The organism is Streptomyces sp. NPDC001450, assembly GCF_053597295.1.
In genome coordinates this window covers 248,994-270,894 of the sequence record NZ_JBSFHY010000001.1, presented here as the reverse complement: position 1 = coordinate 270,894, position 21,901 = coordinate 248,994, and the positions used below count along the sequence as shown (strand labels likewise).

18 protein-coding genes are annotated in these 21,901 nt (G+C 70.2%); 11 read left to right on the top strand and 7 right to left on the bottom strand.

Features of this window, described 5'->3' with window-relative positions:
• The first annotated feature begins 161 nt into the window (after positions 1–161).
• Together ACWC5O_RS01265 and ACWC5O_RS01260 are read left to right on the top strand one after the other, a co-directional pair.
• Positions 162–2,660 carry a heavy metal translocating P-type ATPase gene (locus tag ACWC5O_RS01265; protein WP_450589658.1) on the top strand — a complete coding sequence of 833 codons (2,499 nt, stop codon included), beginning with the start codon at positions 162–164 and terminating at the stop codon, positions 2,658–2,660.
• A 476-nt stretch (positions 2,661–3,136) separates the two neighbouring features.
• A complete protein-coding gene (locus tag ACWC5O_RS01260) occupies positions 3,137–3,811 on the top strand; it encodes a pentapeptide repeat-containing protein (protein ID WP_450589659.1) in 675 nt (224 codons plus the stop codon).
• Positions 3,812–3,861: 50 nt separating this feature from the next.
• Here the strand turns inward: ACWC5O_RS01260 and ACWC5O_RS01255 are convergent, their stop codons facing one another.
• Positions 3,862–5,058, bottom strand: a complete 1,197-nt coding sequence (locus ACWC5O_RS01255) for a M23 family metallopeptidase (RefSeq protein WP_450589660.1) — start codon at positions 5,056–5,058, stop codon at positions 3,862–3,864.
• Positions 5,059–5,281: 223 nt separating this feature from the next.
• Between ACWC5O_RS01255 and ACWC5O_RS01250 the strand changes: the two genes are divergently transcribed.
• The 3 genes from ACWC5O_RS01250 (at position 5,282) to ACWC5O_RS01240 (ending at position 7,644) form a co-directional block, all read left to right on the top strand.
• Positions 5,282–6,136, top strand: a complete 855-nt coding sequence (locus ACWC5O_RS01250) for a slipin family protein (protein WP_450589661.1) — start codon at positions 5,282–5,284, stop codon at positions 6,134–6,136.
• 70 nt (positions 6,137–6,206) lie between these two features.
• Positions 6,207–6,713, top strand: coding sequence for a glutathione peroxidase (locus ACWC5O_RS01245; protein ID WP_450589662.1), 507 nt, complete (start codon positions 6,207–6,209; stop codon positions 6,711–6,713).
• A 64-nt stretch (positions 6,714–6,777) separates the two neighbouring features.
• Positions 6,778–7,644, top strand: coding sequence for a MerR family transcriptional regulator (locus tag ACWC5O_RS01240; RefSeq protein ID WP_450589663.1), 867 nt, complete (start codon positions 6,778–6,780; stop codon positions 7,642–7,644).
• 108 nt (positions 7,645–7,752) lie between these two features.
• On the opposite strand, the gene ACWC5O_RS01235 is transcribed toward ACWC5O_RS01240, so the two are convergent.
• From ACWC5O_RS01235 to ACWC5O_RS01225, 3 genes are all read right to left on the bottom strand, one after another.
• The gene (locus ACWC5O_RS01235; RefSeq protein ID WP_386573419.1) at positions 7,753–7,944 is read right to left on the bottom strand and encodes a DUF397 domain-containing protein; all 192 of its coding nucleotides are present in this window, start codon (positions 7,942–7,944) and stop codon (positions 7,753–7,755) included.
• A gap of 190 nt (positions 7,945–8,134) precedes the next feature.
• Positions 8,135–8,992 carry a helix-turn-helix domain-containing protein gene (locus tag ACWC5O_RS01230; RefSeq protein WP_450589664.1) on the bottom strand — a complete coding sequence of 286 codons (858 nt, stop codon included), beginning with the start codon at positions 8,990–8,992 and terminating at the stop codon, positions 8,135–8,137.
• Positions 8,993–9,233: 241 nt separating this feature from the next.
• On the bottom strand, positions 9,234–9,989 hold the full coding sequence (locus tag ACWC5O_RS01225) for a GOLPH3/VPS74 family protein (RefSeq protein WP_390773757.1): 756 nt from the start codon (positions 9,987–9,989) through the stop codon (positions 9,234–9,236).
• Positions 9,990–10,184: 195 nt separating this feature from the next.
• Between ACWC5O_RS01225 and ACWC5O_RS01220 the strand changes: the two genes are divergently transcribed.
• Complete coding sequence (locus ACWC5O_RS01220; RefSeq protein WP_450780880.1) at positions 10,185–12,572, top strand: D-alanyl-D-alanine carboxypeptidase; 2,388 nt, start codon at positions 10,185–10,187, stop codon at positions 12,570–12,572.
• A gap of 186 nt (positions 12,573–12,758) precedes the next feature.
• Positions 12,759–14,678, top strand: a complete 1,920-nt coding sequence (locus ACWC5O_RS01215; protein ID WP_450589138.1) for an MFS transporter — start codon at positions 12,759–12,761, stop codon at positions 14,676–14,678.
• 33 nt (positions 14,679–14,711) lie between these two features.
• Here ACWC5O_RS01215 and ACWC5O_RS01210 read toward each other — a convergent pair whose 3' ends face one another.
• Positions 14,712–15,560 carry a hypothetical protein gene (locus ACWC5O_RS01210; protein ID WP_450589140.1) on the bottom strand — a complete coding sequence of 283 codons (849 nt, stop codon included), beginning with the start codon at positions 15,558–15,560 and terminating at the stop codon, positions 14,712–14,714.
• Between the two features lie 92 nt (positions 15,561–15,652).
• Here ACWC5O_RS01210 and ACWC5O_RS01205 point away from each other — a divergent pair, with 92 nt between their 5' ends.
• The 3 genes from ACWC5O_RS01205 to ACWC5O_RS01195 all read left to right on the top strand — a co-directional run bounded on the left by ACWC5O_RS01205 (position 15,653) and on the right by ACWC5O_RS01195 (position 18,803).
• A complete protein-coding gene (locus ACWC5O_RS01205; protein ID WP_450589142.1) occupies positions 15,653–16,441 on the top strand; it encodes an SDR family oxidoreductase in 789 nt (262 codons plus the stop codon).
• A gap of 159 nt (positions 16,442–16,600) precedes the next feature.
• Positions 16,601–18,172 carry a sodium:solute symporter family protein gene (locus ACWC5O_RS01200; RefSeq protein ID WP_450589144.1) on the top strand — a complete coding sequence of 524 codons (1,572 nt, stop codon included), beginning with the start codon at positions 16,601–16,603 and terminating at the stop codon, positions 18,170–18,172.
• 25 nt (positions 18,173–18,197) lie between these two features.
• Entirely contained in the window at positions 18,198–18,803 is a 606-nt protein-coding gene (locus tag ACWC5O_RS01195; RefSeq protein WP_450589146.1) for a hypothetical protein, read from the top strand.
• A gap of 2 nt (positions 18,804–18,805) precedes the next feature.
• On the opposite strand, the gene ACWC5O_RS01190 is transcribed toward ACWC5O_RS01195, so the two are convergent.
• Both ACWC5O_RS01190 and ACWC5O_RS01185 read right to left on the bottom strand, forming a co-directional pair.
• A complete protein-coding gene (locus ACWC5O_RS01190) occupies positions 18,806–19,921 on the bottom strand; it encodes an ADP-ribosylglycohydrolase family protein (protein WP_450589148.1) in 1,116 nt (371 codons plus the stop codon).
• A 95-nt stretch (positions 19,922–20,016) separates the two neighbouring features.
• Positions 20,017–20,757: a TetR/AcrR family transcriptional regulator gene (locus ACWC5O_RS01185; RefSeq protein WP_450589150.1), complete on the bottom strand. Its 741-nt coding sequence runs from the start codon at positions 20,755–20,757 to the stop codon at positions 20,017–20,019.
• Positions 20,758–20,863: 106 nt separating this feature from the next.
• On the opposite strand from ACWC5O_RS01185, the gene ACWC5O_RS01180 reads away from it, so the two are divergent.
• The gene (locus tag ACWC5O_RS01180) at positions 20,864–21,889 is read left to right on the top strand and encodes an alpha/beta fold hydrolase (RefSeq protein WP_450589152.1); all 1,026 of its coding nucleotides are present in this window, start codon (positions 20,864–20,866) and stop codon (positions 21,887–21,889) included.
• The last annotated feature ends 12 nt before the right edge of the window (positions 21,890–21,901 follow it).

The following is a 21,901-nucleotide window of genomic DNA, read 5'->3' as shown; positions in this document are numbered from 1 at the left end:
GGACGCCCGCGATGGACTCGATCCCATGCTCCCTCCGTGCCGCAGCCATGGAGCAGGCCCCGGACGGCCCATCCCCAGGGCCGATGGACCCCTCTTCGCAGCTCGCCGCAGACTGGAAGCTGGAAGCATGACGGGGGGTTCCGGCAGGACGGAGGCCCGTCATGGGTGTCGCGGACATCGTCGTGGCGCTGGTGGCCACGGGGCTGGTCTCAGCCCTGGGGTGGTTTTTCTTCGGGCCGCGCAAGGCCCGCACCGCGCGGTTCGAGGGCGGTGTGCAGCGGGCCGATGTCACCGTCCGGGGTGGTTACAGCCCCGACGTGATCGTGCTGCGGCAGGGGGTGCCGGCGGAGCTTGTCTTCGACCGGCAGGAGACAGGCGAGTGCACCTCGCGCGTGGTCTTCCCCGACCTGCATGTCAGCGCCGCACTGCCCGCCTACACCCGCACCACGGTCCGGGTGAGCCCCGACCGGGCCGGGGCCTTCGGCTTCGCCTGCGGGATGAACATGATCCGCGGAACCCTCGTCGTCGAACCCGCCGAGGAGCCGACAACGCTCCCGGCCGCGCCCGTTGAACGTGGGGAGGTGACGGCCGAGGAGTCGGCGGCCGAGGCGGAGACGGCCGAGGCGGAGGCGGCCGAGACAGCGGAACGGCAGGCTGAGATCACGGACCTGACGCGCCGGGTCAGCGTCGGCGCGGTCCTCACCTTGCCGGTGCTCTTCGCGGTGATGGCGCATGAGCTGTTCAAGGCGGACTGGGTACCGGCCTTGCTGCTCGATCACTGGTTCCAACTCGTCCTGATCACCCCGGTGATGTTCTACACCGGCTGGCCAATCCATTCCACGGGCTGGCTCACCCTGCGCCATCGGGGCGCCGACATGAACTCCCTGATCACCTTGGGCACTTCCGCCGCCTACGGTTACAGCCTGCTGGTCACCCTCGCCCCCTCGCTCTTCCCCGCGGACGTGCGCGGCGTGTACTTCGAGGCCGTCGGCGTGATCATCACCCTGATCCTCCTCGGCCGTCTGCTGGAGGCCCGCGCCAAGGCCGGCACCGGTGAGGCCATCCGCGCCCTGCTGGGTCTGCAGGCACGTACCGCCCGGGTGATCCGCGACGGCGAACAGCGGGAGATCCCGGTCGAGGAAGTCGTCGTCGGGGACGAGCTGGTGATCCGGCCCGGAGAGAAGGTCCCGGTCGACGCCGACGTGCTCTCCGGCTCCTCCCCGGTGGACGAGTCGATGGTCACCGGCGAGCCCATGCCCGTCACCAAGCGGGCCGGGGACACCGTCATCGGCGCCACCGTCAACGGCACCGGCTCTCTGCGCGTCCGCGCCGCCAAGGTCGGCGCCGACACGATGCTGGCCCAGATCATCCGCATGGTGCGGCAGGCCCAGGCGTCCAAGGCCCCCATCCAGCGGCTCGCCGACGCCGTCTCCGCCTACTTCGTCCCCGCGGTCATCGCCATCGCCATCGCCACCTTCGCCGTCTGGTTCATCATCGGCCCCGCGCCGGCGCTGACCCTCGCGCTGGTCTCCGCCGTCTCCGTGCTGATCATCGCCTGCCCCTGCGCGCTCGGGCTGGCCACCCCGCTGTCGGTCATGGTCGGCACCGGCAAAGGCGCCCAGGCAGGCATCCTCATCCGCTCGGCCGAGGCCCTGGAGACCGCCCACAAGCTCGACACGGTCGTGCTGGACAAGACCGGCACCGTCACCGCCGGAAAGCCCCGCCTCACCGACGTCCACACGGCCGAGGGGTTCGACACCGACGGCCTGTCGGCGCTCGTGGCGGCGGCCGAGGGGCCGAGCGAGCACCCGCTCGCCGCCGCCATCGTCACCGGCGCCCGCGAGCGCGGCCTCAACCTGCCCGAAGCGTCCGACTTCAACTCGGTCACCGGCAAAGGGGTCGTAGCCACCGTCGAGAACCTTACGGTCCTCGTCGGCACCACCCAGCTGCTCGGCGATGCCGGGATCGACGCCCACGCTCTCGAACCGGTCGCGTCCCGTCTCTCGGCCGAAGGCAAGACCCCGGTCTTCGCTGCCGTCGGCGGCCGCCTGGCCGGCGTGCTCGCCGTGGCCGACACCGTCAAGGACGACTCCGCCTCCGCCATCACCGCACTCAAGCAGCTGGGCCTGGACGTCGTCATCATCACCGGCGACAACACCCGCACCGCACAGGCCATCGCCGCCCAGGTCGGCGTGGAACGCGTCCTGGCCGAGGTCCTGCCCGAGCACAAGGCCGACGAGATCCGCCGTCTGCAAGGTGAGGGCCGCACCGTCGGCATGGTCGGCGACGGCATCAACGACGCCCCCGCCCTCGCCGCCGCCGACGTCGGGCTCGCCATCGGCACCGGCACCGACGTCGCCATCGAGGCCGCCGACATCACCCTCATCTCCGGCTCCCTGACCGGCGTCGTCACCGCCATCCGGCTCTCCCGCGCGACGATGCGCAACATCCGGCAGAACCTCTTCTTCGCCCTCGTCTACAACGCGGTCGGCGTGCCCGTCGCCGCCGGAGCCCTCTACCCCCTGTGGGGCATCCGCCTCAGTCCCATCATCGCCGCGGCCGCCATGGCCCTCTCTTCCCTCTCCGTCGTCACCAACTCCTCCCGGCTGAGGCGCTGGCACACCGGCCAACTGCCGCCCCCACCAGGAAGAGACGGCTAGCGTCGGCAGACGCCTCTCCCACCCCCTACGCCGACAGGGCAGCGCGCTTGCGGCACCAGCGGGTTCGAATCCTGCCGGGGCGCAGAGAAACACCAGGTCAGATACCCTTCCGTCCGGACTGTCCGGACCAGGACTTCAGGGCGGCCTTTGCCCGCCCGATGACATGCGATCAAATGGCGGTCGTGAGCAGAGGCATACCTCGTGCGGGAGCACGCAGCCGACAGCTTCGGCGGATCGCGGACCGCCGGTTACAGGCAGGAAACCGGGACGGGCGTCGTCCGCTTCGGCCCCCCATCGGGGCACGTCCCCCCGGACACCGCCGCAGGGCGCCGGAACGGGCCGGTGGCCGTGGGACGGCCCCCGGTCCCGCCGGGCAGACGGGGGGCTCGGCCCACTGGGCGAATCTCCTGGCGACGACGCTCCCGGGACTTGCGGCGGTCGCCGCCCTGGTCTTCACCTGGATATCGGTCGCCCAGGTGTCCGACGAGCTGACGATCTCCGAGCAGGGACAGATCGCCGACAGGTACGACGCCGCCGTGGAGAAACTGGTCGACGATTCCGTCGATGTCCGCAGGGGAGCCATCTACTCCATGCAGAGCATCATGACCGACTCCCCCCGGACACAGCCCGCGGTGATCGACATGTTGTCCAAGTACATCCGTGACCGCGCCACCAGGAAGTCGGCAACACTGGACAAGGCCCCCGACATCCAGGCGGCGCTCTACGCGCTCGGCAACCGCGACCCCTCCCACGACGGAAACGCCGTCATCGACCTCAGGGGTGTCCGCCTCAGGAAGGTCGAGCTCAAGGGCGCGAACCTGACCAACGCGAACCTCGGCGGGGCGGTTCTCTCCGGCGGCGACTTCGAGAAGGCCGATCTCTCGGGCGTGAACCTGGAGTTGGCGGTGCTCAGCGGCGCACATCTGACCGGGGTCGATCTGACCGACGCGGACGCCGAGCAGGCCGACCTCCGGGAAGCGGACCTGACGAGCGCGAACCTGAACAGGGCGAACATGGCGGGGACAAGGCTGGAACGCGCAGACCTGACCGAGACCACCTGGAACGGCGCGAACCTGACCGGGGCACACCGGCCGGAAGGCGATCTGCCCGAGGTCACATCGAGTACGGCCCCGCGAACCGCTCTCGACTGACCGGTCCCCCCTGCCGGCCGGGGCTCGTCCAGACGGCCCCGGCCGGGTCTTCAGATCGTGCGGCCCCGGTACAGCCGCCCGCCGACATCCGTGAACCGCAGGTCCAGGCCGACGCCGTCGCGTTCGGCGTGGAAGTGGAGGTGGGGCTCGGTGGAGTTGCCGCTGTTGCCGACCTCGCCGAGCAGGTCGCCCGGTTCGACCACGTCGCCCGGGCGCACCGTCACCGAACCCGGGCGCAGGTGCGCCAGTTTGACGATCTCGTGGCCCGTGTCGAGGAAGACGTGGTTGCCGTAAGGGGGCTGGTAGCGGATCTCGCCCGGGCGCTGGTCGGGGATCGTCGTGACCGCCGAGATCACCCGGCCGTGGCAGGGGGAGCGGACGGGGCGGCCGTACGCGGCGTAGTCGGCCAGGTCGCGGCCGGGGCGGGTGCGGGTGCCGTGCGGGCCCAGGGAGACCAGGTCCAGGGCGGCGCGCTGTTCCGGGACTCGGGCGTGGTGGTTGAGGGGGCGGCCGCCGCCCTGGATGACGTACCAGGTGCCCTCCAGGGGGAAGAGGAGGGGCTGGGAGACGGGGGTGCGCCAGTGGTGGAGGCGGGCTCTGGTCACCAGGAACACGGCACCCGCGAGGAGGGCCAGGGCCGTGGCGAGGGCCAGGGTGAAGTGACCGGCCGGGAGGGTGGGGAGGCGGTGGGCCGAGGCCAGGGCGGTGAGGGCGGCCGCCTCGACCGTACGGCGGTGCAGGCGCGGCTGCTGGGCGGGGGCGCCGCAGCCCTCGACGAAGACGAAGAAGGCCGCGAGGGTGGCCAGGCCGGCGCACCAGGAGGTGCGGTCCGCGGCCGTCCAGAGCGTGAAGACGTTCCAGAGGGTGATCAGGAGGACCAGTACCAGCCAGGGCGCGGGCAGGGGGAGGGGGCTGCGGCGGGACGGGGGATCGTAGAGGACTCCCTCCAGGAGCAGTCCGGTGATCTCCTCGCCGTCGGGGTTCTGATGGGCCCAGGCCCGGACGCTGCCCTGCGGGCCGGTGACGATCAGGCCGTCGGGGCTGTCCGTGACGGTGACGGGGGTTCCGGTGCGGGCGAGCGTGGCCTCGACGATCTCCTCCATGCGGGATGCGCCGACCGCTTCCGCGACGCCTGGCGCGAGCCGGACCCTCCCGGCCGGGTCCGCCGTGAGGAAACGGACCAGGATGTCGGCCTCCGGCGGTGGAGCAGGGGACGAGGGCGCGGCCTCGGGTGTCGGATCGTGCATGTGGGCCCCCGGTGGCAGATCTGGCAGCAGTGGGCCGCGCGGTGCGTCGCGCGGCCGACTGGAAGACGATCAACGGCGGCGCGGGGTTCGCCGCCCGGCGCGATGAACCCGCAGCGGTTTCTTTACGGATCCCTGACACCCAGCACGCATCCAGCCGCGCCCGCCGTGATGTCATCCCCGTTGTCCGGAACCGGACTGAAGTCGCGTCGGAGAATGGAGTGCCATGGAAGGCACCGTCGTCGCAGTGGTCGTCGTGGCCGCGTTCGTACTGCTCGTGCTGAAGAGCGGCATGCGGGTGGTCAACCAGGTGGAGCGCGGGGTGGTGTTCCGCTGGGGCAAGGCGCTGCCGGACCACCGGCAGCCGGGGATCACCTTCCTCATCCCGTTCGCCGACCGGATGCGCAAGGTGAACGTGCAGGTCGTGACCATGCCGGTGCCCACCCAGGAGGGCATCACCAAGGACAACGTGTCGGTGAAGGTCGACGCCGTCGTCTACTTCCGGGTGACCGACCCGGTGCGGGCGGCCATCGAGGTGCAGGACTACCACTTCGCCGTCGGGCAGGTCGCCCAGTCCTCCCTGCGCTCCATCATCGGCAAGAGCGACCTGGACGATCTGCTGAGCGACCGGGAGCGGCTGCACGAGGGGCTGGCCCTGATGATCGACAGCCCGGCCGCCGGGTGGGGCATCCACATCGACCGCGTCGAGATCAAGGACGTACAGCTGCCCGAGTCGCTGAAGCGGTCCATGTCGCGGCAGGCCGAGGCGGAGCGGGAGCGGCGGGCCCGGGTCATCACCGCGGACGGCGAGTTCCAGGCGGCTCAGCAGCTCGCCAACGCGTCGAGGATCATGTCGGACACGCCCGAGGCCATGCAGCTGCGTCTGCTCCAGACGGTCGTCGAGGTCGCCGCCGAGAAGAACTCCACGCTCGTGATGCCGTTCCCCGTCGAGCTGCTGCGGTACTTCGACCGGGCCGCACAGCACATCGGTGCCGGCCTCGACGCGAAGAGCGTTCCGGCACAGCAGGCGCGGGAGGACGTTCCGGCTCAGCAGCCGCAGGAGAGCACCGACCAGCCGTAGCACCGGCGTCCTCGCCTCCCCCTCGACACCTGGCCAGGGGGAGGCGACCCCTCGGAGTTAGCATCCGCTCATGACGACCAACGACCACAACGGCTCCGTACTGAACACCGAGATCGGGGCCCTCAAGGGCGGTTCCGCGAACCTGCCGCAGTACGCCGGCAAGAGCGTTCTCATCGTGAACGTGGCCTCCAAGTGCGGCCTGACCCCGCAGTACACGGGTCTCGAGCGACTGCAGGAGCGGTACGCCGAGCAGGGTTTCACCGTGCTCGGGGTGCCCTGCAACCAGTTCCTCGGGCAGGAGCCCGGCACCGCCGACGAGATCGCCGAGTTCTGCTCCGCGACGTACGGCGTGACCTTCCCGCTGACCGAGAAGGTCGAGGTGAACGGGGAGGGCCGGCACGCGCTGTACGAGCGTCTGGTGGGCTTCGCCGACGCCGAGGGGCACAGCGGGGACATCCGCTGGAACTTCGAGAAGTTCCTCATCGGCCGCGACGGACAGGTCGTCGCGCGCTTCTCGCCGCAGACCGAGCCGGAGGCCGCGGAGGTCGTGGCGGCCATCGAGGGCCAGCTGGGCTAGCTGGTTGACCTTGCCCCAGGGGCAGGGCTGAGCGTCCTTGTCACCGGGCGGGAAGGACCGCCCGGTGACGGAGGATGACATCGTGAACGAGGAGCTGCTGACCATCGGCGCGTTCGCCGCGCGGGCCCGGCTTTCGGCCAAGGCGCTGCGGCTGTACGACCGCCTCGGGCTGCTCGCCCCGGCACATGTCGACGAGGCCAGCGGTTACCGCTACTACCGCGCCGACCAGGTGGAACGCGCGCGTCTGGTGGCCCTGCTGCGGCAGCTGGACATGCCGCTCGCCCGGATCGCCGAGGTCGTCGGGGCGCAGGGCGCCGTGGCCGCGGACCTGCTCACCGCCTACTGGGCGGACGTGGAGACCCGGGTGGCCGGGCAGCGCACCCTCGCCGAGTACCTCCGTGGACGACTGTCGGGGAGGAGCTCCGAGATGTACGACAAGTTCGTGGTCGAGACGGTGGACGTGCCCGCGCGGGTGGTGATCACCGAGACGCGGCACACACTCGCGGACGAGCTGCCGGCCTGGATCGGCGCATCGCTGGACCGGCTGGTGAAGGCCGCGCGGGAGTGCGGGGGCGTGGCGGGTGAGCCGTTCGTCGTCTACCACTCCGAGGTGTCGATGGAGAGTGACGGGCCCGCCGAGTCGTGTGTGCCGGTGGCGGACGAGGCGGCGGCCCGGGCGTGGGCGGAGGCGCACGGCCGGGCCGGGGCGACCCGGGTGCGGGTGGAGCCGGCGGCCCGGCTGGCCTACACCCGGATCGCCAAGGCCCAGGTGGCCCATCCGCAGATCCTCGCCGCCTTCGGGGCGGTGGAGCAGTGGATGGCCGGGGAGGGCCTGGAGATGGCCGGCCCCTGCCGCGAGGTGTACTTCGCGGACTGGGACGCGGCCGGGCCCGGGGATCCGGTGTGCGATGTGGCGTTTCCGGTGAAGTAGCGCCGGGCCGGGTGTGGCCGAGCCCCCTCGGCAAGGACGGCGACTCGTCGAGAGGGCTCTGCAGTTGAACGTCGGACGTGTCTGCGAGGGAACGTCAGAGAGGGCTCCCTACGCCTTGACCGAGGCCACGAAGGCGTTCCACGCGCCGGCGGGGAACGCCAGGGTCGGGCCCTCGGTGACCTTGGAGTCGCGTACGGCGAGCTCCGCGGTGGTGGGCGACTTGACCTCGACGCAGGCGCCGTTGCCCGCGGAATAGGAGGACTTCATCCACGTCTCCGAAGCGCCCTGAATCAGTGCCATGTCCACTCCTGTTGCGAGTTGCTGGTGGTGCGGTTCACGCCAACCTTGTCGTCTGGTTGGCGTGATCGACGCTACCGGGCAACCGCCTCCGCTGGAGCGGTCGTTCACTCAAGCGGATGGCATATTCCAAGTGGGCCTTCCACTGAATCGTAACGACGGTGTACGATCCGGCACTTCCTGTGGAGCAGGCTCAATCCGCGTAGGTTTTCGCCACGTCGGAGATGTATTGCCGGGATTGCTCCACGTTGAGGGACTGTGCCCGCAGATGCTCGTACATCACGGCGTACTTCTGCACGTCCTGCGCCTTCTCCAGGTACAGGTCGCTGGTCACGCCCTCCAGGTAGACCACGCTGGAGTCGGCCGCGTCCGCGAACTCCAGGATCGCGTACTGGCCGTTGAGCCCCGGGTGCGCGCCCACCTCGAAGGGCAGCACCTGCACGGTGACGTGCGGCAGCTGGGACATCTCGATCAGGTGCTCCAGCTGCTCGCGCATCACCAGCTTGCTGCCGACGACGCGCCGCAGCGCCGCCTCGTCCAGCACCACCCACAGCCGCAGCGGGTTACCCTCGGCGGTGATACGTTCCTGTCGGCGCATGCGCACCTGCACGCGCTTCTCGATCTCCGCCGTCGACGTCTCCGGCAACGCGCCCTGCACCAGGGCCTCCGCGTAGGCGCGGGTCTGCAACAGACCGGTCACCAGCTGGGGTTCGTACACCCGCAGCGACTCGGCGTCGGTCTCCAGGCCGATGTACACGCTGTACGGGATGTCCCCGAACGTGTGCCACCAGCCCTGCTGCCGCGAGTCCCGGGCCATCTCCATCAGCGAGTCGACGATCCGCTGGTCCTCGACCTCGTACACCCCGCACAGGTCACGCACATCGCGCTGACTGATGCTTCTGCGGCCGTTCTCCAGCCGGCTGATCTTCGACTGCGACACGAGCAGCCGCTCCGCCACCTCTTCGGCCGTCATGCCCTTGAGCTCACGGAGCCGGCGCAGCTCCTGGCCCAGCCGGCGTCGTCTGACGGTGGGATTGACACTGGACGCCACGGGACGTGCACCTCCGGCTGCCTGCCTGTACCTGACACTTTGTGTATCTGCTGTTGAGCAGACTGCCACCAAGGTGCTTTCTACCGCTGGCAAACGGTGGATATGCGGCGCGGACGCGTCAGTTCGGGCACGGATTTACGAGTGCGGACGCGGTCGAGCGGGGCGGTGGGATCACGAGGATCCCACCGCCCCGCTCGAACCAGCGGCTCCCGTACCGGGTCTTGGGGACTGACGGTGCGGCTCAGTGGGCCACGGCGCGTGCCATGGATCCGTGGCGCGGCTGCATCGGAACCCCGCGTGCGGGTTCCGCCGCGGCCCTGGCTCCGGGCCCCGCCTGCCGGCCGGCCGTGGCCGGACCGCGCCGCGGCTGGGCCGCAGCGCCGTTCTGTACGTCCATCACGGCATGCGCGACCAGCCCGCCCATGGGGTCGTGCCGGATCAGGTCCCGCAACCGGGAACGTGAGGAGCGGCCCTCATTCCCCGGGTACAGGTGCTTGCCGAGTCCGACGGCGTGGGCCAGGGCGGCGAGCGCCGCGGTCCGCGGGTCCGGCGGTACGCCGGTGCGGATCGCGGAATCCAGCCGGGCACGGATCTCCCGGCTGATTTCGGTGTCCGTCGCCTGGTAGCGAGTCGTCGGCAGCACTCCGCACATCTGCCCCGGTACGGCGGCAACCATGCCGCACCGTTCGAGATGCGAGAGGTAGATCTGACGCAGCCCCAGCCGGGGCCCGCCGATCCAGTGGACGGCACGCACGGGAGCGCCACGCCTTCGCAGCAACTCCAACGCGCAGTCCAAAGTCGGATCTCCAGTCGGCCGTGGTACCACCACGGCGATACGATCCCCGTCTGGGGCTATCCGTCCGGCCAGCGCCAGCTCCACTAGCTGTGCTCCGGCCAGACCGAGGTCGAGCGACTGCGGCTGTGCAGTGGTACCCGTGGCCGGGTCCAGTGCCAGCAGCAGAAGCTCCTCCGGAAGTGTTCTGCGGCTCCTGCCCATCCATGCCTCCCCGCGTGGATGAAAGACAGGGTGACCCCTCTCACATTGGTCTGTCGAGGGTGCGTGACCGGTTCGTGAGGGAACCGGTAGGTATGTCGTTCTCGTCTACCACAGGGGCCAAGCCCTCACACAGGACACTGGTACATGGTTCGGACAGGGCGCGCGCGTGGGCGTGCGGCGCACGAGGAGGCATCGGTGGCGGGCGAGTCCCCCGACAGGTCGAAGCAGCACGAGTCGTCGGCGGAAGCGACGTCGGGGAGCGGGGGTACGGTTCCCGAGGCTCGCGATCCGCGTCTCGCGGTCTCCCGCGAAAAGGATTCCTCGGGCGCCGCGGTGGACACGGCGACGAAGATCCTTTCGATCCGCGACGTGAAGCCCGCTTCCCGTTCCGACGACGAGGACACCGACCTGCGCGAGGCCGTCTCGGCCTGGGTCCGCTCGGCCGAGGACACGAAGAACCCCGAAGAGCCCGAGCAGGAGCCCGAGTCCGGCGACGCGAAGGCGGAAACCGAGCCCGAGGCGGAGCCCAAGTCGGAGCCGGACGCGAAGGCTGACACGGAGTCGGAGCCGGAGTCGGAGCCGGCCGAGGCCGACGACTCACCGGCAAAGGCTGACGCGCCTTCGAAGCCGGCCGAGAAGACGGAGGCCGAGCCCCAGGACGAGGCCGAGAAGGCGAAGCCCGAGCCCCAGGACGAGCCGAAGCCCGCCGCGGAGGCCGAGGACGAGCCGAAGCCTGCTGCCGAGCCTGAGAACGAGGCGAAGGCCGACGCGGAGCCTCAGGACGAGGCGAAGGCCGACGCCGAACCTGAGGACGAGGCGAAGGCTGACGCCGAGGAGGAGCCGCAGGCCGCCGACGGCGAGGACGCCCCACAGGGGCCACCCGCAGCCGACGACGAGACCGGCACGGGTGGTGCGGGTGGGAACACGGACGCCGAAGGCGAAGCCGAGGCGACGTCCGCGGACGACGACCCGCAGGCCGCCGACGGCGAGGACGCCCCGCAGGGGCCACCCGCAGCCGACGACGAAAGCCGCACGGGTGGTGCGGGCGGGAACAAGACCGCCGAAGGCGAAGCCGAGGCGAAGTCCGCCGACGGCGCCGAGGCGAGGGCGAAGGCGAAGGGTGTTGATCAGCCGACCACCCTCATCAAGGCCGTCAAGCCCAAGAAGCCCCAGATCGACCAGCCCACCACCACCCTCAAGCTCGGCGGCAGCAAGTTCGTCCCGCTGAAGAACGACACCTCCGCCCCCACCACCGCCCTCCCCCAGGTCGGCCCCGAGCGCACCACCCAGCAGCCCCTCCCGCCCAAGCCCCCACTGGACCTGCTGGCCGAGCTGACGAACACGCCTCCGCCCCCGGAGACCCCGGTCCGCACGCTCGTCCGCCGGGTCAAGATCTGGACCCCCCTGGCCCTCCTCCTGGCGATCATCTTTGCGGTCATACAGGCCTTCCGCCCGCTCCCCCCGCCCACCCTCGCCCTCACCGCGAAGGACACCTACACCTTCGACGGCGGCAAGGCCGGCATCCCGTGGCCGTCCACCGGCCAGGCCGCCCTCGACGTCCAGGGCATCGGCACGTTCGGCTCCTCCGGAACCCAGAAGCCCGTACCGATCGCGAGCGTCGCGAAGGTCATGACGGCGTACCTGATCCTGCGCGAGCACCCGCTCAAGAGCGGCGAGGACGGCCCGAAGATCAAGATCGACAAGCCCGCCGAGGAGCAGTCGGACGCCGGCCAGGAGTCCACCGTCCCGGTCACCGCCGGTGACAGCATCTCCGAGCGCGAGGCCCTGGAGGCGATCCTCCTGCCCTCCGCCAACAACGTGGCCCGGCTGCTCGCCCGCTGGGACTCCGGTTCGGAGAAGGCGTTCGTGACGAAGATGAACGCCGCCGCCAAGAAGCTCGGCATGACCAACACCACGTACACCGACCCCTCGGGTCTGACGGACTCGACGGTCAGCACGGCCGTGGACCAGGTCAAGCTGGCCAAGAAGGCGATGGAGCAGCCCGCGTTCCGCGAGGTCGCCGCGATGATGTCCTACGTCGACTACAAGGGCGTCAAGCACAACAACTACAACCGGCTGGTCGGCTACAACAACGTCGTCGGCATCAAGACCGGCACCACCACCTCCGCCCTCGGCAACCTCGTCTTCGCGGCGAAGCAGCAGGTCGGCGGCGAAACGCGCACCATCATCGGCGCCGCCATGCGCCAGCCCGCCGGCGGCTCCGACAACACGATCATCAGCGGCGTCCTGGACGCGGGCGACAAGCTGATCCGGGCCGCGCAGGGCGCGCTGAAGTCGGCGACGATCCTGAAGAAGGGCGATGTCGTCGGGTACGTCGACGACGGCCTCGGCGGCCGTACGCCGGTCGTGGCGACGAAGGACGTCACGGCGGCCGGCTGGGCCGGTCTGAAGGTGAAGCTGTCCTTCACCTCGGATGCCGTTCCGCACACCGCGAAGGCCGGCACCAAGGTCGGCTCACTCACCGTGGGTGATGGTTCGGCCGGTGCGGTGACCGTGCCGGTGGCGCTGCAGAAGGACCTGACCGAACCCGGCTTCACGGACAAGCTGACCCGCCTCGGCTGAGCCGTAGCACCGCTTCACCACTCCCCCACCCCGCCGACGGAGCCCCGCGGCGGGGTGCGTGCTAGCGTCACGAAACGGGGCAGGTCGCCGGTCCATGGGACGGGGCCGCGAACTGGACGGGAAGCGGCCGGTAACGCCGAGGGACACGGCCGAGAACAGAAGACGGGACACGGGGAGTGCCTTCAGGTGGCCACAACCGAGCCGACACGTGCGGACGACGCCGACCCGGACCCGGGATCCGGCCCGCGAATACGCCTGTCCGCGACCGGCACACAGGATCGGGCTGACACGGACGGTCATCACGAGGACCGCACGGACAGCCGCACGGACGACCAGCCGCACGGCCGCACGGACGACCAGCCGTACGGCCGTACGACCACACCTCGGGGCCGGCTCGCCCGTCTCCTCGCCGCCGCCGAGCCCCTGCGGCAGCGGCTCCTGCTGCACCCCGTGCTGTCGGTCACCGCGCTCGCCGGCCTCCTGCACATCGTCTGGTTCTTCACGTTCGCGAACAGCGGTGGCGACCTCGCGGCCCAGGACGCCTGGGCGGAGTTCGTCGGCCGGCACCCGGACTCGGCGTACAACCTCGCCTGGTACGGGGGCATGCACCCGGTGTCGTACAGCGTGGTGTCGCCGTATCTGATGTCGGTCCTCGGCGTCCGTACGACGATGATGATCGCCGGCACGGCCTCGGCGGGCCTGCTGACGCTGGTGCTGATACGCAGCCGGGCGGTGAAGAACCCGCTGTGGGTCGCGTTCGCCGGGCTCTTCGCGCTGATCTGCAACGCGATCTCCGGGCGGGTGACCTTCGGGCTCGGCACGATGTTCGCGCTCGGCGCGGTCGCGGCCGTCTTCTGCTGGCCGTACCGGTGGCGGTTCAAACGCTGGGCGAAGGCCCTGGTCGCCGCCCCGCTGGCGGCGCTCGCCACGATGGCCTCACCGGTCGCGGGGCTGTTCGTGGGCCTGGTCGCGGTCGCGCTCTTCCTGCAGAAGCGGCGGCCCGGCGCATGGGCGCTGGGGCTCGCGCCCACGGCGGTGGTCGCCGTCTCGGCGTGGCTGTTCCCGTTCTCCGGCACCCAGCCGATGATCTTCGGCTCGGTGATCATGCCCCTGTCGTACGGCCTGCTGTGCCTGTTCCTCGTCCCCAAGGAGTGGATCACGGTACGGCTGACGGCCGCCGTCTACAGCCTCGGGGTCGTCCTTGTCTGGCTGATCAAATCGCAGATCGGCTCGAACATCTCGCGGCTGCCGATGCTGTTCGCGGGTGCTGCGCTGATCGCCGCCCTGCCGTACACGGTTCCGCGCTCGCGCAAGTGGTACGTGACCGTGGTGGCGTTCCTGGGCTTCGCCGGCTGGATCGGCTTCAAGACGGTCGACGACATCATCCACACGACGCCGGCCGCGTCCTGGGCCCGTGAGCTGGCGCCGCTGGTCAACCAGCTCCAGAACAACGGCGCGGAGAAGGGCAGGGTCGAGGTGGTCCCGGCCCGCTCGCACCGCGAGGCCTCCGCGCTCGCGCCCTACGTCAACCTGGCCCGCGGCTGGAACCGGCAGGCCGACATGGAGCGCAACCCGCTCTTCTACGACGACACGCTCAACTCGGCGAACTACCACGAGTGGCTGCAGCGGTGGGCCGTGCACTTCGTCGTGCTGCCCAAGGACGACCCGGACGGGGACGGCGGCGAGCGCGAGCGGCAGTTGCTGCAGCGGGGGATGCCGTACCTGAAGCAGATCTGGGGCGATGCCAACTGGCAGCTGTTCCGGGTGACGGATCCGACGCCGCTCGCCGAGCCGAACGCGGTGGTGGACCGGGCCGAGCAGGGCGAGATGACGCTGGAGGTGCGCAAGCCGGGGCGGATCCTGATCAAAATCCCGTACTCGCCTTGGCTGAGCGTCGTCGATGGGCAGGGCAAGAGCCTGAAGGCGCCGCAGAAGGTCTCCGGCACGATGACGTACGACAACGTCAACGGGTGCCTGATGGAGTCGCCGGAGGACTCCAAGGGGGACAAGTGGACGATGTTGCTCGCGCCCAAGGCGGGGACGTACCACTTGGCTGCGCCGTATCAGCTGCCGCGGGGTACTCCCTGCCCCGACGAGCTGAAGTGAGCTTCTGGGGGCTTCGCCCCCAGACCCCCCGTTTCAGCCGCGAAGCTCTGTCACGTACGTGTCCGTGCCCGGGATCGTCGGGATGAACGGCGCCACCAGCTCGACCCGGCCCAGCCCTGACTCCGCCACCTGCTCGTCCAGCCCCGTGAAGTGCTCCTCCCAGCACTCCCGCGGGTCCTTCTCCAGGAACCAGAGAAGGGTCAGGCGGGTGTCGACGCCCTCCACCTGCTTCACGTAGGTCATGCGGTCGCCGGGCAGGGGCGTGGGCCGGAAGACGGTGACCATGGCCGCGGGGGAGCCCGCCAGACGCTCCGGGAGACGGCGGGCGGTCAGCCACTCCAGGAGTCGCGCCCGCTGCTCCGCCGACTCCGCGTCGATCACCTCGACGACCAGCCCCGCGTACGGATGGTCGAGGGCGTGGAAGTCCCTGGGGCCCGCGGGCCCGTCCCGGTAGACCGTCGTCTCGTGGTCCTGGAAGGACGTGAAGACGTGGGTGCGGTCGTGGTGGACGCGGGCGTCACGGTTGAGGCGCTTGTTGATGGCGACGGTCCACTTCATGTGGTCGTCGTAGCGGCCGTCGGTGATCCAGTACGTGGAGATGTAGCAGCCGGCGGTGACGGGCTGGGCGACGGCCGACTTCTCCGGGTAGCGCAGGAGCTGCAGGTCGCGGGTGGCGACCCAGCGCCGGCCGGCGTACATCCAGGGCATGGCCATGGCGCCGGCGTAGTAGTGGTCGTCCTCGTACCAGCGGTTGTAGGCGTACTCGTGGCCCGGGTGCGGCTCGACCATGGTGATCAGGGCGTGGCCGGGGTGGACGCCGTAGGGGCCCACGGCGGCCAGTTCGGCGTACGTCTCGCTACGGGTGTCGGTCTCCTCGGACATGAACGCTCCTCCCCTTCCGTCCTCCTCCACTCGCCCATACTCTGACGGCCCGTCAGATGATGCGCCAGAGCCAGGACAGCTGGAGGTCCGCCATGTCACTGCTCGCAGGCAAGACCGTCGTCGTCTCGGGGGTCGGGGCCGGGCTCGGCCATCAGGTCGCCGCGGCCGTCGTACGGGACGGCGGGAACGCGGCGCTGGGGGCGCGCACCGAGGCGAACCTCGCCAAGAGCGCGGCCGAGATCGACCCGGAGGGCGGGCACACGGCGTACCGGGCGACCGACATCACCGACGAGGTCCAGTGCGAGGCGCTGGCCGCGCTGGCGCGGGAACGCTTCGGGGCCGTCCACGCGGTGGTGCACGTGGCAGCCTGGGACTCCCACTTCGGCGGGGTCGAGGACGCGGACTTCGCGACCTGGCAGTCGGTCATCGACGTGAACCTGCTGGGGACGCTGCGGATGACACGGGCGTGCCTGCCGGCCCTGAAGGCGGCGGGCGGCGGATCCGTCGTCTTCATCGGGACGCAGTCGGCGGTCGCGGCACCCTCGCAGGTGAAGCAGGCCGCGTACGCCGCCTCGAAGGGGGCGCTGACCAGCGCGATGTACTCGCTGGCGCGGGAGCTGGGGCCGCACCGGATCCGGGTCAACACAGTACTGCCCGGCTGGATGTGGGGGCCGCCGGTGCAGGCGTACGTCCAGTTCACCGCACAGACGGAGGGGGTGCCGGAGGCGGAGGTGCTCGGGCGGCTGACGGAGCGGATGGCGCTGCCGGAGCTGGCGACGGACGGGGACGTGGCCGACGCGGCGGTGTTCCTGGCCTCGGACCGGGCAAGGTCCATCACGGGGCAGTCGTTGCTGGTCAACGCGGGGGAGCTGATGCGCTGAGGCGGCACCGGGTCCTTTTCGTTGTTCATATAGGTGAACCGAGGTCATCACAACGAACATTTTTACTCGCTCTTGACCTTACGCTTCCTTGCCGTGCGTACGTCACCGAAACCAGAGTTCACATGCCTGACCCTGGCTGCGAACCCTGGAAGGGGACACATGAACGGTCTCGACTGGGCCGTGCTGATCGGCTACTTCGGAGTGATGGTCGCGATCGGCGTCTGGTCGCACAAGCGCGTGGACAACGTCAGCGACTTCTTCACGGCCGGCGGCAAGATGCCCTGGTGGCTGTCCGGCATCTCGCACCACATGTCGGGCTACAGCGCGGTGATGTTCACGGGGTACGCGGGGATCGCCTACACCTACGGCGTCACCTCCTTCATCACCTGGTCCTTCCCGATCGCGCTCGGCATCGCCATCGGCTCCAAGCTGTTCGCGCCGCGCATCAACCGGCTGCGGTCCCGGCTGAATGTGGCCTCCCCGCTGGAGTACCTGAAGAACCGCTACAACCTGCCCACGCAGCAGGCGCTCGCCTGGTCGGGCATGCTGCTGAAGATCGTGGACGTGGGCGCCAAGTGGGCGGCGATCGCGACCCTGTTGTCGGTGTTCACGGGGGTGTCGCTGAACCAGGGCATCCTCATCACCGGCGCGATCACCGCCGTCTACTGCACGATCGGCGGCCTGTGGGCGGACGCGCTGACCGAACTCGGCCAGTTCGTCATCCAGTTGCTGGCCGGTATATCGATGTTCGTCGCGGTCGTGCTGAAGTTGAACGACAAGAACATCGGCGTCTTCGGCGCCTGGGACGAGCCCGCGCTGCACGGCCACGGCAAGCCGCTGGTCGGGCCGTACGGCACGGTCTTCCTGCTCGCGTTCCTGTTCATCAAGCTCTTCGAGTACAACGGCGGCATGCTCAACCAGGCCCAGCGATACATGGCGACGGGCAGCGCGCACGAGGCCGAGCGCTCGGCACGCCTGTCCTCGATCCTGTGGCTGGTCTGGCCGGTCGTCCTCTTCTTCCCCATGTGGATGTCCCCGCTCCTCGTCCACGCGCAGAAGCCGGACGGCTCGGACTCCTATGCCCTGATGACCGAACAGCTGCTGCCGCACGGCCTGTTGGGCCTGGTGATCGTCGGCTTCTTCTCGCACACGATGGCCATGTGCTCCTCCGACGCGAACGCGATCGCGGCGGTGTTCACGCGGGACGTGGCGCCGGTGGTGTCGGCGAAGGCGCGCTCGTGGAGCGAGCGTTCGGGGCTGGTCGCGGCCCGGGTGACGACCGTCGTCTTCCTCGGCCTGTCCATGGCGGTGGCGACACAGGTCAACTCGCCCGCCTTCAAGGACATCATCACGGTCGTCATCAAGTGGGTGGCCGGTCTCATGGGCCCGATCGCGATCCCGATGATGCTGGGTCTGCTCCGCCCGTTCCGCCGCTCCGGCCCGACGGCTGCGCTCACCAGCTGGGCGGCGGGTCTGCTGGCCTTCTGGCTGGTCAACTACCCCGTCAACTGGAACGTCGACGGCGGAGTCCCGCTCCAGTACCAGGTCTCGATCCCGCTGGCGGTCTCCCTGGTCCTGTACATCCTGATCGGCTACCTGAAGCCGGAGGACACCCCCGAGCGCCTCGCGGTCATCGAGAAGGTCAACACGGACGGGGACGGCGTGACGGCGGTTCCGGTACCGGCGGGAGCGGGCGACGACGTCGTGGGGGCGCCCAACCAGCCCTTGTAGGCTGCCAGTTGATCCACAACTTGGCATGAACGGGGAAGACATGAGCGGCATGGACGCGGTGCGGACGGCCTCCCGGGTGGTGGGCCGCCGTACCGCTCTGCGGTATCTCACCATCGGCGTCGGAGCCTCGTTGCTCGCCGCGTGCAAGGGCAACAACAAGGCGGAGGACGACAACGAGGGCGGCGGCAACTCGTCGGGGGTGTCCGGGGTGACGGGCAGGGCGTTCGCGTCCTTCGTACGCGGCTCCTGGAAGGTCACCTCGCAATTGCCGGGCGCGAGCGGCGAGACGCACACGTACTCCGCGATCGTCGAGGACGGCGTCTTCACCCTGGACTTCGGTGGCGGGAAGACGGCGAAGGGCACATGGTCGCTCCAGGGCGGCCGGCTGGCACTGCGGGTGCCCGAGCGGCTGGGCGACGACAGCGGCGAACTCCACGACGCCGCCGCCGAGAACGTTCCGGCGACGGTCGGCGACTCCGTGTCCGTGGGCCTGCCCTGGCAGCCGCCGGGCGAGTCGGGCACCGGTTCCGGCCAGCGCCTCGAAGTGGATTACAACAAGAAGGCCGGCGTACGCATCCGTCACTTCGATTCGAGTGGCAGCATGACCGTCCACCAATGCGTCCGGGCCTGAGGTCAGGCGCGCGGATACCGCGCCAGCCACCCCGGTGACGACCCGGCAGGGCCGTGCAGCGCGGGTCCCTGGGTCATCTCCATCGCGAAATCGTCGGCGAGTTCCAGGATCGTCGGTCGGCCCTCCAGCTCGGTCAGCCAGGCCGGTGGGAGGGCCGTTTCACCGTGGAGGGCGCCGAGGAGGCCGCCGGTCAGGACGCCCGCCGCAGCCGACGGGCCGCTCTGGTTGACCGCGAGGCACAGCCCGTGCCGTACGTCCTCCCCCACCAGCGCGCAGTACACGGCCGCGGCCAGCAGACCGTCCGCCGTACCGTCGCCGGCCAGTTCCTCCACCCGGGACGGACCGGGCAGGCCCTGCCGTACCGCGCCGAGTGCGTGCTGGAGCGCGTCGGATACGGGCTGGTGGCCGGGTCGGACCGCGAGCAGGGCGAGGGCCCGCTGGACGGCGCCGTCCAGGCTCTCCCCGCGGGCGAGTCCGTGCATGATGACGGCGTACGCGCCCGCCGAGAGGTAGGCGATGGGGTGGCCGTGGGTCTGGGCGGCGCACTCCACGGCCAGCTGGATGACCAGTTGGGGTTCCCAGCCGACCAGGAGGCCGAAGGGCGCGGAGCGGGCCACGGCCTCCGGGCCCAGTTCGCCGGGGTTCTTCGGGGTCTCCAGCGTGCCCATGGTCTCGTCGCCGAGTCCCCCGAGCAGGGCCCGGGTCGGGTCCCGCCGGGCGTACAGCCACTCCTCCCGCGCGAGCCAGCCGTCGTCCTTGCGGCGCTCGTCGGGCCCCCAGTCCCGCTGGGTCGCCGCCCACCGCAGATACGCCCGGTGCAGATCGGTCGGCGGATGCCAGGCGCCGGTGTCGCGGCGCACCTGGGCGCGGATCAGCCCGTCCACCGTGAAGAGGGTGAGCTGGGTGTGGTGGGTGACCGTACCGCGCCGCCCGTGCCCGAAGGCCAGGTCGAGCAGCCCTTCCCCGCCGTACACGGAACGGATCTCGTCCAGGGCGAGCGCGTCGGCAGGCCCGCCGAGCGCGTCGCCGACGGCCACGCCGAGCAGCGTGCCGCGCACCCTGCTTCGGAAGTCCTGCTGTTCGGCACGCCCCCAGACGGCACCGGACGTCGTACTCACTCAGACCTCCTCACGGCACCGTCCGTACGTACGACGCTCAGCACTGTAATCGACCAGGGACGGTCGATTCACGGGGGCAAATCATCCCCGCCCGGTCATTCCCGCCCAGCCATGAGCGCTTCGACCCCGTCCAGAATCCGGTCGAGGCCGAAGTCGAGCGGGTCGATACCGGCCGGGCCGAAGGCGCCCTCGGCGATCGCCTTGGTGAGGGCCGGGAAGCGGTCGGCGTGCCGCGCGAGGAGCTCACCGGTGAGCCGGTTCCACTCCCGGTCCTGCTCCTCGTCGTGGTCGAGCACCTGCTGGGCGAGGTTGCGGACGAGTCCGACGAGGAGCAGGAAGACCTGGTGCCGCTGGGCGGCGCCGAGACCGGTCGGCTCCAGGGCGGCGAGCGCCGCATCCAGCCAGCGCAGTTGCCGCGGCCCCATGACCTGACGGCGCATGGCGGTGGCGCCGAGCAGCCAGGGATGGGCGGAGTAGACCCGCGCACACTGCCGGGTCCATTCCCGGACTCCCGCCCGCCAGTCCCCACCCGGCACCCCTGACAGATCCGGTCCCTCGGCCAGCACGTCCTCGACCATCAGCTCGAGGAGTTCGTTCTTCCCGGGGACGTACCGGTACAGCGCCATCGCGGAGACCCCGAACTCACCCGCGACCTTGTTCATGGAGACGGCGTCCAGCCCTTCCCCGTCGGCCAGTTCGACGGCGGCCGCGGCGATCCGCTGCGGGGACAGCTTCGGCTTGGGCCCGCGGGTGGGCTGTTCCTGCTCGCCCCACAGCAGCGCGAGGCTCGCCCGCAGGTCCCGCGGCTTGTCCTGCTCCTTGTTCCGAGCGGCCATGCGGTTCCTCCCCTTCGGTCCGGGCAGAGCCCGTTGACTCCACCCACCAACTGTATATACCGTAAGCACAACTGCTGACGGCATAAACAGTTTAGGGGGAACGCTCATGCTGCTCACGTACCGGGCTCTCAAGCGCGCGTCGCTCGCGAAGAAGCTGCGCATCACCACGCCGAACGGCATCGACGAGTCGTCGTACGTCCGCATCGGCGGCATCGAACAGTGGATCTCCATCCGCGGCGAGGACCTGTCGAACCCGGTGATCCTGGAGATCCACGGCGGCCCCGGCGCCTCCAACCAGGTCTTCACCCCGCGCACCCGCGCCTGGGAGCGGCACTTCACGATCGTGCGCTGGGACATGCGGGGCGCGGGCAGGACCTTCGCGGCGGGCGGCCCTGCGGGCCAGGGCGAGATGACCCTGGACCGCGTCCACGCGGACGCCCTGGAGGTCACCGAGCACGTCCGCGCCCACCTCGGCGTCGCCAAGGTGCTGCTGGTCGCCAACAGCTTCGGCACGGTCACCGGGCTGCGCCTGGCCCGCAACCACCCCGAGCTGTACTCGGCGTACGTCGGCACCGACCAGAACATCATCGGCGGCGGCCGTGACACCTCGTCGTACGAGGCGCTGCTGGCCCGGCTGGAGAGGGCGGGCAAGAAGAAGGAGCTGGCGAAGGTGGCGGCGATGGGCCCGGACCGCACGGCCTGGTCGGCGCAGGAGTGGTCGGAGCACGCGAAGATCGTCGTCACGACCGACCCGCTGACCTACGACACCATGAAGACGGTGGTGATCCGCTCCCTCTGGTTCTCGCCCTCCCACAACCTGCGCGGCCTGCGCTCGTACCTCAAGGGCATGAACTTCTCGGAGCAGTTGGGCCCACAGGCGATGACGATCGACGAGCGGGCCGAGGGCACGTCGTTCCGCCTCCCCGTCTTCATCTTCCAGGGCGACAAGGACGTCCTGACCCCACCGGAGCCGGCACGCCGCTTCTACGAGCAGGTCACGGCCCCGGTGAAGGACTTCGCCCTCATCAGGGACGCCAGCCACTTCGCGTCGTTCCGGCACCCCGACCAGTTCCTGGACCTGATGCTGAGCAGGGTGCGGCCGGTGGTGACCGGGGAGGCGATGGAGCGCTGAAGAGCGTCAGGG